Raw genomic sequence first — 11,415 nt, 5'->3', positions numbered from 1 at the left:
GCCGCACTAGACCAGCCCGGCAGGGAGGACGGAATGCCGGCCACACGGGACACCACAGCCGCCGTCATCGTCGCCGCAGGCCGCGGGGTGCGGGCGGGCGGCGACCGGCCGAAGCAATGGCAGATGCTGGGGGGCGTGCCGGTGCTGGCCCGCGCGGTGGCGGCTTTTGCGGATTTCGCCCGCGTGGTGGTGGTGCTCCATCCCGACGACATGGCGGCGGGCGTGGCGGCCCTTGGCGGGCGGGTCACGCTGGTCGCGGGCGGGGCGAGCCGGGCGGAGAGCGTGCGGAACGCGCTGGCGGTGCTGGAGGGCGCGGGGTTGAGCCACGTCCTGATCCACGACGGCGCAAGGCCGCTGGTTCCGCACGCGGTGATCGAGCGCGTGCTGGGCGCGCTTGACCCCGGCCTGGCGGCGGCCCCTGCCCTTCCCGTGACCGACGCGCTCTGGCGCGGCGAGGGCGGGCAGGTCGCGGGTCCGGTCGCGCGCGACGGCCTTTTCCGGGCGCAGACGCCGCAGGGCTTCGCGCTGACGGCGATCCTCGCCGCGCACCGGGCGCATCCGGGCGCGGCGGCCGACGACGTGGAGGTGGCCCGCACCGCCGGCATCGCGGTTGCGATCGTCGCGGGGGCGGAGGAGAATATCAAGATCACCTGGCCGGACGATCTCGCCCGCGCCGAACGGCTTCTGGGGCAGGACATGGATGTGCGCTTGGGCAACGGCTATGACGTTCACGCCTTCTGCGCGGGCGACCATGTGACGCTCTGCGGCGTCCGGGTGCCGCACGACTGCGGGCTTCTGGGCCATTCGGACGCCGATGTTGCGATGCACGCGCTGACCGACGCGATCTATGGCGCGCTGGCCGAGGGCGACATCGGCCGGCACTTCCCGCCCTCGGACCCCCAGTGGAAGGGCGCGGCGAGCGAGATATTCCTGGCCCATGCGGCGGGCCGGGCGGCGGCGCGGGGCTACCGGGTTGCGAATGCCGACGTGACCATCGTCTGCGAGATGCCGAAGATCGGGCCGCATGCAGGCGCGATGCAGGCGGAACTGGCGCGGATCATCGGGGTCGGGGCCGACCGCGTCTCGATCAAGGCGACGACGTCGGAACGGCTGGGATTCACCGGCCGCAAGGAAGGGATCGCGGCTCTGGCCACCGCGACGCTGGTGAAGGGATGAGTGCCGCGCGGCTGATCGCCACCGCCTTCGGCGCCGGGCTGATGCGGCCGGCGCCGGGCACCTGGGGTTCGCTCGCGGCGCTGCCCGCCGCCTGGGCGGTCATGGCGGCGCTTGGGCCGCTGTGGCTGATCCCGGCGGCGGCGCTGGTCTTTGCGGCGGGCTGGTGGGCCACGGCGGAAGAGACGCGCGGCAAGGCGGATCACGACCCGGCGGAGATCGTCATCGACGAGGTCGCGGGCCAGTGGATCGCGCTTTTCCCCGTCGCCCTGGGTGTCGCCCACACCGGCGCGCCCCTGCTGGCGCTCTGGCCCGGCTGGATCGCGGCCTTCGTCCTTTTTCGCCTCTTCGACATCTGGAAGCCCTGGCTGGTCGGGCGCGCCGACCGGCGGGGCGACGCGCTCGGCGTCATGCTCGACGATGTCTGGGCCGGGGTCTTCGCCGCCATCGGCGTGGCGGCGCTGGCCGCGCTGGCGCACGGGGTGATGCGGTGAGCGCGGCCGAACGCCTGCTGGCGCTGGCCCGCGCGCGGGGGGTGAAGATCGCCACCGCCGAAAGCTGCACCGGCGGCATGATTGCCGCCGCGATCACCGACGTTGCGGGGTCGTCCGACATCTTCGACCGCGGCTTCGTGACCTATTCCAACGCCGCCAAGGTCGCCATGCTGGGCGTCGCGGAGGCCACGCTCGCCGCCCATGGCGCGGTCAGCGAACCCGTCGCGCGTGAGATGGCGGAAGGCGCGCTGGCGCGGTCGGGGGCGGGGCTGGCGGTCTCCGTCACCGGGATCGCGGGGCCCGGCGGGTCGGAGTTCAAGCCCGAGGGCCGCGTCTGCTTCGGACTGGCCGAGGCAGGGCGGCCGACGCTGACGGAGACGGTGGAGTTCGGCGCCATCGGCCGGGCATCGGTGCGCAGGGAAAGCACCGGACATGCGCTGGCGCTGCTGATCGCGGCGCTGGAGCGCTGAGGCGCGCCCCGTCCTAGCCGTAAAGCGCCTTCGCCCGCCCCTCGAAGGCGCGCACGACGCGGCGCATCGCCTCGTCGAAGACGACGCCGATGACCTTTTGCAGGATCGCGTTGCGAAACTCGAAATCGACGTGGAAATCGACCTCGCAGCCCCCGTCGGGCAGGTCGCGGAAGCTCCAGCCCGACTTCAGGAAGCGGAACGGGCCGTCCAGGTATTCGGTGTCGATCCGCCCCTGCCCCGGCCAGAGCGTCACCCGGCTGCCGAACTTCTCGCGGAAGACCTTGAAGGAGATGACAAGGTCGGCCTCCATCACCTCCGACCCGTCCGGGCCGGGGGTGAGCGAGCGGATTCGCGCCGCCGCCGTCCACGGCAGAAAATCGGGATAGCGCGCGACATCGGCGACCAGATCGTACATCTGGCGCGCGGTGTAAGGCATCTTCCGCGTTTCGGCGTGCGAGGGCATCGCGTTCCCTTCGTGACAGTCGGCGTGGGTTTCGGGTAAAGGGGGCCTGAAATCAAGGGGGAACCATGCCGCATCGCCCATATGTCATCGACGAAATGATCTCGGCCAAGGCCATCGCGGCGCGGGTCGAGGCGCTGGCGAAGGACATCACCCATGTCTTCCGCGGCACCGACAAGCTGGTGGTGGTGGGGCTTTTGCGCGGCTCCTTCGTCTTCATCGCCGATCTGGTGCGCGAGATCGACCTGCCGGTGGAGGTCGACTTCCTCGAAGCCTCCTCCTACGGCGACGCGATGGAAAGCTCACGCGAGGTGCGCATCCTCAAGGACCTGAGGGGCGAGATCGCGGGCCGCGACGTGCTGGTGGTGGAGGATATCGTCGATACCGGCTTCACCCTTCACCACGTCGTCAACCTGCTGCGCTCGCGCGAGCCCAAGCGGCTGGAGGTCTGCGCGCTCCTTGACAAGCCGTCGCGGCGCGAGGTGCCGATCAAGGCCACCTGGACCGGGTTCGAGATCCCCGACGAATTCGTGGTGGGCTACGGCATCGACTTTGCCCAGAGGAACCGCAACCTGCCCTTCATCGGCAAGGTCCGCTTCACCGACGACGCCTGATGCTGGACCCGCGCCAGATCCTGCGCCTGTCGCGGTGGGCGCGGCACCCGCCCTCGGCCCGGCGGGTGGCGGTGTTTCTGGGCGTGATCGCAGCCAGCCTGCTGCTGGCGGGGGCGGAGCGGCTGGGCTGGCTGCCGGAGTTCATGACGGGCGCCGAACGGGTCGCGCCGCCGAAGGTTCAGTCCGCACCCTGAAGGGCGGCGGCCTCCTCCTCCAGCGCCTCGCAAAGGGCGGTGCGGGCGGCGCGGATGCGGGGGATGTCGTAAAGGTCGACATGACTCGCGATCCAGAGGTCGGTCCTGAGCCGGGGCACGACACCGGGCACGGCGATCAGGCGCGGATCGCCCGCCCCCACGACGAAGGGCAGGATCGCCTGCCCCTGCCCCGCCGCGCAAAGCTCCCGCAGGACCATGAAGCTGTCGGCGCCGCCCGCGATCAGCGAGGGTTCGACATTGCCCGCGACCCAGCGCCCGGCGACCGAGCGGGCCAGCGGCCCCGAAGGTTCGAGCCAGCGGTCGGTCCCGGACCCTTTCGCGCGGTAGAGGGCAAAGCCCATGACGCCGGCGCGCTCGCCCCTCAGGTCGTCGGGCAGCGATTGCGCGGGCCGGATGGTCACGTCGGCCTGGCTGCGGGCCAGATCGACATGGAGGTTCGAACTGATCAGCTCGATCCTGAGGCCGGGCGCGGTCTTGCCCAGCCGGGCGAGCACACGCGGCATCACCATCTGGCAAAGCGAATCCGTGGCGGTCACGCGGATGTCGCCCGACACCGGCGCACGGGCGCCGTGGATCATGCGCCCGACCGCCTGCACCGCGCGATCGACCTCGCGGGTGGCGTCGATCACCCTGCGGTGGGCATCGGGCACGACATAGCCGCGCGCGGTCTTGTCGAAGATCTCCACCCCCGTCGCCTGCTCGAAGGCGGCGATGCGCCTGAGGACGGTGGCGTGGTTCACCCCCAGCACGCGCGCCGCGCCCGAGACCGTCCCCTCTTCGGCGACGGCAAGGACGAATCTCAGGTCATCCCAGTTTTCGCGCTGCACGGGATTTCCTTCACATTTCCGTTACCTGGCCGGGCGCCACGGCTTCGGATCGGCGCCTTCCCGCCGGTTCGGCGGCGCGTGGCCCGAAATCGGGCCGGTTGTGCGGATTATCACAGACCCGCTGCGGATTTTCCAGATGGCAATCGCTTTTCTCACAGATAGTCTTTTCCGGTCCACACCAGGGAGTAGCGTTATGAAACGGATTTTGCTTGCCACTGCCGCACTTGCCATGTTCGCCGGCGCGTCTGTCGCCGATGAGGATGAACCCTTCGAGATGCAGATCGATGCGCGTCAGGGGATCATGGACTACCGCGCGATCCAGATGGGCGTTCTCGGGCCGATGGTGAAGGGCGAGGTCGAATACAACGCCGAAGCCGCGCAGAAGGCCGCGGACGCGCTTCTGGCGGCGTCGACCATCGACACCTCGATGCTGTGGCCGCAGGGGTCCGACAGCGATGCGGTGGCCTCCTCCGGCGCGCTGCCCGCGCTCTGGGCTGAAGGGTCGGATGCCGGGGCCAAGGGGCAGGCGATGGTGGACGCCGCGACCGCGCTTCAGGCCGCGGCCGGTGGCGGGCTTGACGCGCTGAAGGCCGCCTTCGGGCCGGTCGGCGGCGCGTGCGGCGATTGCCACAAGGCCTACCGCAAGCCCAACGGCTGACGCGGGCTTCGTCAACGCGGGGTGTGGGGGTCGCGCCCCGCCCCGCCCTTCAGGATCGGGTGGCGGTGTTCAAGCGCGGACTGTTCCTTGCCGTTCTGGCCGGCGCCCTGACGGGTGCCGTCCTACTCTACATCACCCGTCCTCAACCGCTGCCGGACGACGCGCTTGCGGGGCTGGTGGCCGATGCGGCGCGCGGCGAGACGGTGTTCTGGGCGGCCGGCTGCGCGTCCTGCCATGCGGCGGCCGACGCGAAGGGGGACGAAAAGCTCATCCTCGCGGGCGGGCAGCGCTTCGTCTCGCCCTACGGCACCTTCGTCGCGCCCAACATCTCGAACGACGCGATCACCGGCATCGGCGCCTGGCGCGCGCTCGACCTTGCCAACGCGATGCTGCGCGGCGTCTCGCCGGGCGGGTCGCATTATTATCCCGTCTTTCCCTACGCGAGCTATGCCCGCGCCAGCCTTCAGGACATCGTCGACTTGCGCGCCTTCCTGGCCACGCTGCCCGCCGACGCCACGCCGAACCAGCCGCACGAGGTGGGATTTCCCTTCAACATCCGCCTTGGCCTCGGCCTGTGGAAACTTCTCTACCTGCGCGACGGCTGGGTGGTGACCGGAGACCTGACGCCCGATGAGGAACGCGGTCGCTACCTGGTGGAGGCCCTGGGCCATTGCGGCGAGTGTCACACACCCCGCGGTGCGCTTGGCGGCCCCGACCTTTCGCGCTGGCTGGCGGGCGGGCCGGTGCCGGCCGGAACCGGGCGGTTCCCGAACATCACCCCGGCGGCGCTCGACTGGTCCGAGGGCGATATCGCCGAATACCTCAGCTCGGGCTTCACGCCCGAGTACGACAGCGCCGGGGGGCACATGGCGCTGGTGGTGGAAAACACGGCCCGGTTGTCGCCCGAGGACCGGCAGGCGATCGCGGCCTATCTCAAGCAGGTGGCGCCGGTTCCGTGATCGCCTGTGCGCTTGCGGCAACATGGTGGTAAGGATGCAAGGGTTCGCGACCGACTCGGCTTGTCTGTGCCGGGACGGCCGGGCAAGGACAGGACCGAAGCTCAGAACGAGGACGATTTCGATGCGCGTGCTTTCCCATTCTCTTTTGATTCTCCCCCTGGTTGCAGGATTTCCGACGCTTTCGGCGGCGCAGTCCCTGCCCGAGGGACTCGACGTCCGCGGTGTGATCGAGCTTGAGGCGCTGAGTTCCGGCAGTGCCGACCAGACGGTTGTCTATGGCGATCTCGACGTGTCGTTCGGCTTCGGCGCGGGCTCCATGGGGCTTGGCCTTGATCTGGGCTTTCTCGCCTTCGATTCGGACAACGACAGCGAGGGTGCGCTGTTCGCGGCGCTGACCTACGGCACCGAGTTCGGCAAGATCAGCGTCGGCGCACCGCGTGGCGCGCTGGGGGATTTCACCCGCATGCCGGCCGTCGGCGGGGTGCAGTTGCTCGACCTGGAACTGTCGCCCTACCTTGGCGACGTCGTCGATTACGCCGCGCTCGTCGACAGCGAGACGCCGCTTGGCCTGCGCTATGACGGCCAGTACGGCAACCTCCGCGTCGGCGCGTCCTACCACAACTTCAACGACCAGGATGCCGAGGTGATCGACCTCGCGCTCGGCTACCAGACGGGGATCTTCTTCGTCGCGGGCGGGGTCGAACTGATCGACACCCCGGGTGGCAGCGATTCGGACATCTACCATATCGAGGCGGGGGCCGAGGCGGAGTACTATTCTGCCGGGATCGGCTTTACCTCGACCGACGATTTCGGCGGCGACGCGACCATGGCCTGGGCCAGCTACAGCGCGCTGCCGAACACCGATCTGACGGTGACGGTCTTCGATCTCGATGGCACCACGCTTTACGGGCTGAGCGGGGAATGGCGCTTCCTCAGCCATTCCTTCGTCCAGCTTGGCGTGGCCGACACCACCGATTCCGATGCGATCTGGGATGCCTCGATCGGGCTGAGGTTCTGAACCGCCGCCCGGACGGCGACGGAGCCGAAAACAAAAGGCCGCCCCTTCGGGCGGCCTTTTTCGCAGGCGTTGCCGATGGGCCTACCCCCTTGCGAGGCGTTCGAGCCGCGCCGCCCGCAGGCGCGCGAAATCGTCGCCCGCGTGGTAGGACGACCGGGTCAGCGGGGTTGCCGACACCATCAGGAACCCCTTGCCGTAGGCCGCCTTCTCATAGCCCGCGAACTCCTCGGGCGTGACGAAGCGGTCCACCCGGTGATGCTTGGGCGTCGGTTGCAGATACTGCCCTATGGTGAGGAAATCGACATCGGCCGCGCGCATGTCGTCCATCACCTGAAGCACGCCCTGCCGGTCCTCGCCGAGGCCCACCATGATGCCGGACTTGGTGAACATCGCCGGGTCAAGCTCCTTCACGCGCTGCAAAAGCCGGAGCGAGTGGAAGTAGCGCGCGCCGGGGCGGACGGTGGGATAGAGGCCGGGCACGGTCTCGAGGTTGTGGTTGAAGACATCGGGCCGCGCCGCCACGACGGTTTCCAGCGCGGCGGGGCCGCATTTCAGGAAGTCGGGCGTCAGGATCTCGATCGTGGTGTCGGGGCTGCGGTGGCGGATGGCGCGGATGGTCTGGGCGAAATGCTCCGCGCCGCCATCGTCCAGGTCGTCGCGGTCGACCGAGGTGACGACGACATGGCGCAGGCCCAGCGTCTCGACCGCGTGGGCGACGCGGCCCGGCTCGAACGCGTCGAGCGTGTCGGGCCGGCCGGTGGCGATGTTGCAGAAGGAACAGCCGCGGGTGCAGATCTCGCCCATGATCATCATGGTGGCGTGGCCGTGGCTCCAGCATTCGCCGACGTTGGGGCAGCCCGCCTCTTCGCAGACCGTCACCAGCTTGTTGGTTCTCAGGATGTCGCGCGTCGCCTTGTAGCCGGCCGAGGTCGGGGCCTTCACCCGGATCCAGGCGGGTTTCTTCGGCTGGTCCTGATCCGGGCGGTGCGCCTTTTCGGGGTGGCGTTCGCCCGGAATCTTCAAGTCGCGCATCGGCCCGGCTCCTTCTTCGGTCACGCCTTCATAAGCGAAGGCGCGCGCCAGTCCAAGCCCGGTGCGACATGACCGGCATGCGGGCGGCGCAACCCGGCGCGGGGTCGTGCCGCGGTCTCGTCATCCGATCATCGGCGCGCGACCGCCATAGGCCTCGTCATAGTGCCGCTTGAGCCGCATCAGCGCGATGCGCAGCACGATCTTGCCCGACCGCGCCGACCAGCCGAGGCGGCGTTCGGCGGCCTCCAGCCCTTCGAGAAAGCAGCACACGCGCAGCACCATGTCGCCGAGGCCGGGGCCAAGTTCGCGCAGCGCGGCGGCGACACGCTCGCGCGCGCGGGCCGATCCCTCGCTCATCCCGCCGCCGGCGCCGGGCTGCAGGATGCCGCGGTCGGCGCCGGTCAGGAAGCGGTCCCAGTTCTGGGTGACGCGCGGACCCATCTGCGCCAGTTCGAAATCCTCGCGCAGGCGTTCGCCGACGACGACCAGATCCTGGGACAGGAACGGCTCGCCGTCGCGGTCGCGGCGGCGGGCCAGCACTGCCAGCGGGCTTTCGGCCAGGTTGTAGCGCAGCCGGCGCGGGCCATCCTCGCCTTCCTCCATCACCGCGCGCTCTCCCCAGACGCGGTGCTGGTCGGCGAAGGGCATCGCCGCCTCGGCCAGCCCGCCCCGGGCCTCCGACTCGGCCAGAAGACGCTTGAGCGCCGCGCGGCCCGCGCCGGTGATCTGGTAGGTGGCCAGGCGCCCCGCGGTGCGCACCGCGATCCAGTCCTTGAGTGCGAAGGCCTGCGCGACCGTGCGCTCGACGATGGCGGTGCGCACCTCGCCCTTCAGCACGACCGCCTTTTCCAGGTCGGAGGAGACGGCAAGGATCGCGCCGGGTTCGCAAAGCCTTCTGAGGATGCGGCGCGCCTCGCGGTTGACGGTCGCATCGTCGACGACATCGGGCATCGGGCGGATCTGTGCGGTCATGGGCTGGCTGTCCTTGTCCTGTGGGGTGGCTCGGGGTTCGGGGTTAATGGCCGGGCCGTCCGCGTGCGGGTCCGCACGGGTCAGCCGGGCATGGAGGCGGCCGAGGCGGTCCAGCGCCTCGTCCACAAGGGGGTCGTCGCGCCGATTCTCGTAGGCGCGCACCTGCCGGAGCACGGTCGAGGCATGACAGCCCTCGCGCCGCGCGAGTTCACGGATCGTCAATCCTTCTTCGGTATGGCGGAGATAGAGGAGCGCCTTGTCCGGAAGCCAGCCAGGCAATCGGACAGGGCATTCAACCAAAGCCGTCATCAATGTCATCCCCCGCAAGTCTGGCGGCGCCCCCGGCCGGCCGTCGTGAACGTCCACAACCGTGGGAAGCATTTCTTACCCGGTCGTTAATGCCGGGGCCGACGCCAAGAATTATTGAAAAATTATAAATATCTCTGACGTCGCCGGGCGCTGATCCCGAATGACGCGCAACACCGGCGAATCCGGACGTCTCCTCTGGTCATGCGAAGCAAGGGAGTTCCCCATGACCGATCTGATGACACGTCTTGCCACCATGCGCCGCCCGCGGCTCCTGCTCCAGGCCGCGCGGCACGGGCTGTTCGACTACGACCGCGACCGAGACCTGAAGCGCGTGCTGCGCGCGAGCGCCTGCCCGGCGCCGGTCGAGGCGATGGACGTCCTGATCGACGAGGAAACGCGGCTGGAGGAGGTGCGCCAGCGCGGCGATGCGGCCTACAACCTCGTCCGCCACATCGAGGTGCTGATCGCGATCCTGGGGGAGATGCGGCTTCTGCCGCGGGCCGAGGTGGTGCGGGGTTGAACGCGTGCGGGGCTGAAACGCGAAGGGCCGCGCGGTGTCGCGCGGCCGTTGCAGCATCAGGGAGACGAGCGCCTTACATGAAGGCGTCGGGAACGGCGGCCTTCTTCTGCGCGACATAGGCGTTCAGCGCCTCTTCCACGGCGGGGTCGATGGCGGGTTTCTGGTAATCGGCCAGAAGCCGCGCCACCCGCTCGCGGGCAAGCTGCACGGTGTCGCGCGCGCCTTCCTCTTCCCAGGTCTCGTAGGGCTTGTAGTCCAGCAGGTTGGTGCGCCAGAACGCGGTCTTGAAGTTCGCCTGGGTGTGGGCGCAGCCGAGGTAGTGGCCGCCCGGCCCCACCTCACGGATGGCGTCCATGGCCTGGCCGTTCTCGCTGATGTCCACGCCGGCGGCGAGGTGGTGGAGGATGCCCAGCTGGTCAGCGTCCATCACGAATTTCTCGAACGAGGAGACGAGACCCCCTTCGAGCCAGCCGCAGGCGTGCAGCATGAAGTTGACGCCGGCAAGCAGCCCCATGTTCAGGCTGTTGGCGCTTTCATAGGCCGCCTGCGCGTCCGGCACCTTCGATCCGGTGAAGCCGCCCGCCGAACGGTAGGGGATGCCCAGCCGCCGCACCAGCTGGCCCACGCCATAGGTGATGTGGCTGGCCTCCGGCGTGCCGAAGGTCGGCGCGCCCGAGTTCATGTCGATCGAGGTCACGAAGGCCCCGGCGATGACCGGCGCGCCCTTGCGGATCAGCTGGCTGTAGGCGACGCCGGCCAGCACCTCGGCCAGAACCTGCGTCAGCGTCCCCGCGACCGTCACCGGCGCCATCGCACCGCCGACGATGAAGGGCGAGACGATCGCCGCCTGGTTGTGGCGGGCATAGACCTCGAGCGCGCCCATCATGATTCCGTCGAAGGTCATCGGCGAGTTGATGTTGATGAGCGAGGTCATCACCGTGTTCTGTTCGACGAAATCCTCGCCGAACAGGATCTTCGACATCTCGACCGAATCCTCGGCGCGCGAGGGTTCGGTGACCGAGCCCATGTAGGGCTTGTCGCTCAGCGTCATGTGCGCCAGCAGCATGTCGAGGTGGCGCTTGTTCACCGGCACGTCGGTCGGCTCGCACACCGTGCCGCCGGAATGGTGAAGCCATTTCGACATGTAGCCGAGCTTCACGAACTTCTGGAAATCCTCGATCGTGGCATAGCGGCGGCCGCCCTCGTCGCGCACGAAGGGGGGGCCGTAGACCGGGGCGAGGACAAGGCCGCGCCCGCCGATGGTGACGTTGCGCTCGGGGTTCCGGGCATGCTGGACGTAGGACGAGGGCGCCGTCTTGCACAGTTCGCGCGCCAGTCCGCGCGGGATGCGCACGCGTTCGCCCTGAACGTCGGCGCCCGCATCCTTCCAGCGCTGGAGCGCGGCCGGGTTCTCGACGAAGTTGACGCCGATCTCCTCAAGCACCGTCTCGGCGTTGTGTTCGATGATCTGGAGCGCTTCCTCGTTCAGGATCTCGAGGTTCGGGATGTTGCGCTCGATGAACTTCGCGCATTCGATCCGAACCGCGGTGCGTTCCGCCCGGCGCGCGGCCCCGCCGCCCCGTGCACGCCGGCCTTCGCCCACGTCGCTCATGTCTGCCACTCCTTAGGGATCTCTTCGCCCCCGTATTTATCGCCTTGCCCGGCAGAGCGGTTGCGGTTTGCGTCACATGGCA

The 11,415-nt window shown here is 69.2% G+C and carries 14 protein-coding genes; 9 read left to right on the top strand and 5 right to left on the bottom strand.

From position 1 onward, the window contains the following. Nucleotides 1-33 precede the first annotated feature (33 nt). From N5I32_RS04670 to N5I32_RS04660, 3 genes are read left to right on the top strand one after another with little or no spacing between them, the layout of a single operon-like run. Nucleotides 34-1,176: a bifunctional 2-C-methyl-D-erythritol 4-phosphate cytidylyltransferase/2-C-methyl-D-erythritol 2,4-cyclodiphosphate synthase gene (locus N5I32_RS04670; RefSeq protein WP_261494228.1), complete on the top strand. Its 1,143-nt coding sequence runs from the start codon at nucleotides 34-36 to the stop codon at nucleotides 1,174-1,176. Then, the gene (locus N5I32_RS04665) at nucleotides 1,173-1,667 is read left to right on the top strand and encodes a phosphatidylglycerophosphatase A family protein (protein ID WP_261494227.1); all 495 of its coding nucleotides are present in this window, start codon (nucleotides 1,173-1,175) and stop codon (nucleotides 1,665-1,667) included. The genes N5I32_RS04670 and N5I32_RS04665 overlap by 4 nt, the downstream gene beginning before the upstream one ends. After that, entirely contained in the window at nucleotides 1,664-2,137 is a 474-nt protein-coding gene (locus N5I32_RS04660; RefSeq protein WP_261494226.1) for a CinA family protein, read from the top strand. Before N5I32_RS04665 ends, N5I32_RS04660 begins: the two co-directional genes overlap by 4 nt. Before the next feature lie 13 nt (nucleotides 2,138-2,150). On the opposite strand, the gene N5I32_RS04655 is transcribed toward N5I32_RS04660, so the two are convergent. Continuing rightward, a complete protein-coding gene (locus N5I32_RS04655; RefSeq protein ID WP_261494225.1) occupies nucleotides 2,151-2,600 on the bottom strand; it encodes a type II toxin-antitoxin system RatA family toxin in 450 nt (149 codons plus the stop codon). A gap of 65 nt (nucleotides 2,601-2,665) precedes the next feature. On the opposite strand from N5I32_RS04655, the gene hpt reads away from it, so the two are divergent. Both hpt and N5I32_RS04645 read left to right on the top strand, forming a co-directional pair. After that, nucleotides 2,666-3,211, top strand: coding sequence for a hypoxanthine phosphoribosyltransferase (gene hpt / locus N5I32_RS04650; protein WP_261494224.1), 546 nt, complete (start codon nucleotides 2,666-2,668; stop codon nucleotides 3,209-3,211). Next, nucleotides 3,211-3,405, top strand: a complete 195-nt coding sequence (locus tag N5I32_RS04645) for a hypothetical protein (RefSeq protein WP_261494223.1) — start codon at nucleotides 3,211-3,213, stop codon at nucleotides 3,403-3,405. The genes hpt and N5I32_RS04645 overlap by 1 nt, the downstream gene beginning before the upstream one ends. Here the strand turns inward: N5I32_RS04645 and N5I32_RS04640 are convergent. Then, complete coding sequence (locus N5I32_RS04640; RefSeq protein WP_261494222.1) at nucleotides 3,390-4,253, bottom strand: LysR family transcriptional regulator; 864 nt, start codon at nucleotides 4,251-4,253, stop codon at nucleotides 3,390-3,392. The two genes, N5I32_RS04645 and N5I32_RS04640, sit on opposite strands and share 16 nt — an antisense overlap. A gap of 193 nt (nucleotides 4,254-4,446) precedes the next feature. Here N5I32_RS04640 and N5I32_RS04635 point away from each other — a divergent pair, with 193 nt between their 5' ends. The 3 genes from N5I32_RS04635 to N5I32_RS04625 all read left to right on the top strand — a co-directional run bounded on the left by N5I32_RS04635 (nucleotide 4,447) and on the right by N5I32_RS04625 (nucleotide 6,888). Beyond that, a complete protein-coding gene (locus N5I32_RS04635; RefSeq protein WP_261494221.1) occupies nucleotides 4,447-4,911 on the top strand; it encodes a c-type cytochrome in 465 nt (154 codons plus the stop codon). Between the two features lie 65 nt (nucleotides 4,912-4,976). Then, entirely contained in the window at nucleotides 4,977-5,870 is an 894-nt protein-coding gene (locus tag N5I32_RS04630; RefSeq protein WP_261494220.1) for a c-type cytochrome, read from the top strand. A 121-nt stretch (nucleotides 5,871-5,991) separates the two neighbouring features. Next, on the top strand, nucleotides 5,992-6,888 hold the full coding sequence (locus tag N5I32_RS04625; protein WP_261494219.1) for a hypothetical protein: 897 nt from the start codon (nucleotides 5,992-5,994) through the stop codon (nucleotides 6,886-6,888). 81 nt (nucleotides 6,889-6,969) lie between these two features. On the opposite strand, the gene lipA is transcribed toward N5I32_RS04625, so the two are convergent. Both lipA and N5I32_RS04615 read right to left on the bottom strand, forming a co-directional pair. Then, nucleotides 6,970-7,920 (bottom strand): lipoyl synthase, encoded by a 951-nt coding sequence (gene lipA / locus N5I32_RS04620; RefSeq protein WP_261494218.1) that lies wholly within the window; start codon nucleotides 7,918-7,920, stop codon nucleotides 6,970-6,972. 120 nt (nucleotides 7,921-8,040) lie between these two features. Beyond that, nucleotides 8,041-9,201: a DUF6456 domain-containing protein gene (locus tag N5I32_RS04615; protein ID WP_261494217.1), complete on the bottom strand. Its 1,161-nt coding sequence runs from the start codon at nucleotides 9,199-9,201 to the stop codon at nucleotides 8,041-8,043. A gap of 223 nt (nucleotides 9,202-9,424) precedes the next feature. On the opposite strand from N5I32_RS04615, the gene N5I32_RS04610 reads away from it, so the two are divergent. Next, entirely contained in the window at nucleotides 9,425-9,721 is a 297-nt protein-coding gene (locus tag N5I32_RS04610; RefSeq protein WP_261494216.1) for a DUF6477 family protein, read from the top strand. Nucleotides 9,722-9,794: 73 nt separating this feature from the next. Here N5I32_RS04610 and N5I32_RS04605 read toward each other — a convergent pair whose 3' ends face one another. Then, nucleotides 9,795-11,333 carry a trimethylamine methyltransferase family protein gene (locus N5I32_RS04605; protein ID WP_261494215.1) on the bottom strand — a complete coding sequence of 513 codons (1,539 nt, stop codon included), beginning with the start codon at nucleotides 11,331-11,333 and terminating at the stop codon, nucleotides 9,795-9,797. Nucleotides 11,334-11,415: the final 82 nt, after the last annotated feature.

The organism is Albidovulum sediminis, from assembly GCF_025380365.1.
Taxonomy (GTDB): domain Bacteria; phylum Pseudomonadota; class Alphaproteobacteria; order Rhodobacterales; family Rhodobacteraceae; genus Albidovulum; species Albidovulum sediminis.
Note: the sequence above shows the minus strand (reverse complement) of the source record. Positions and strands in the feature narration are given on the sequence as shown.

Coding starts and splice junctions, on each gene's coding strand:
- N5I32_RS04615 (WP_261494217.1), bottom strand. CDS start 9,201: ATGACGGCTTTGGTTGAATGCCCTGTCCGATTGCCTGGCTGGCTTCCG.
- N5I32_RS04605 (WP_261494215.1), bottom strand. CDS start 11,333: ATGAGCGACGTGGGCGAAGGCCGGCGTGCACGGGGCGGCGGGGCCGCG.
- N5I32_RS04665 (WP_261494227.1), top strand. CDS start 1,173: ATGAGTGCCGCGCGGCTGATCGCCACCGCCTTCGGCGCCGGGCTGATG.
- hpt (WP_261494224.1), top strand. CDS start 2,666: ATGCCGCATCGCCCATATGTCATCGACGAAATGATCTCGGCCAAGGCC.
- N5I32_RS04645 (WP_261494223.1), top strand. CDS start 3,211: ATGCTGGACCCGCGCCAGATCCTGCGCCTGTCGCGGTGGGCGCGGCAC.
- N5I32_RS04670 (WP_261494228.1), top strand. CDS start 34: ATGCCGGCCACACGGGACACCACAGCCGCCGTCATCGTCGCCGCAGGC.
- lipA (WP_261494218.1), bottom strand. CDS start 7,920: ATGCGCGACTTGAAGATTCCGGGCGAACGCCACCCCGAAAAGGCGCAC.
- N5I32_RS04625 (WP_261494219.1), top strand. CDS start 5,992: ATGCGCGTGCTTTCCCATTCTCTTTTGATTCTCCCCCTGGTTGCAGGA.
- N5I32_RS04610 (WP_261494216.1), top strand. CDS start 9,425: ATGACCGATCTGATGACACGTCTTGCCACCATGCGCCGCCCGCGGCTC.
- N5I32_RS04635 (WP_261494221.1), top strand. CDS start 4,447: ATGAAACGGATTTTGCTTGCCACTGCCGCACTTGCCATGTTCGCCGGC.
- N5I32_RS04655 (WP_261494225.1), bottom strand. CDS start 2,600: ATGCCCTCGCACGCCGAAACGCGGAAGATGCCTTACACCGCGCGCCAG.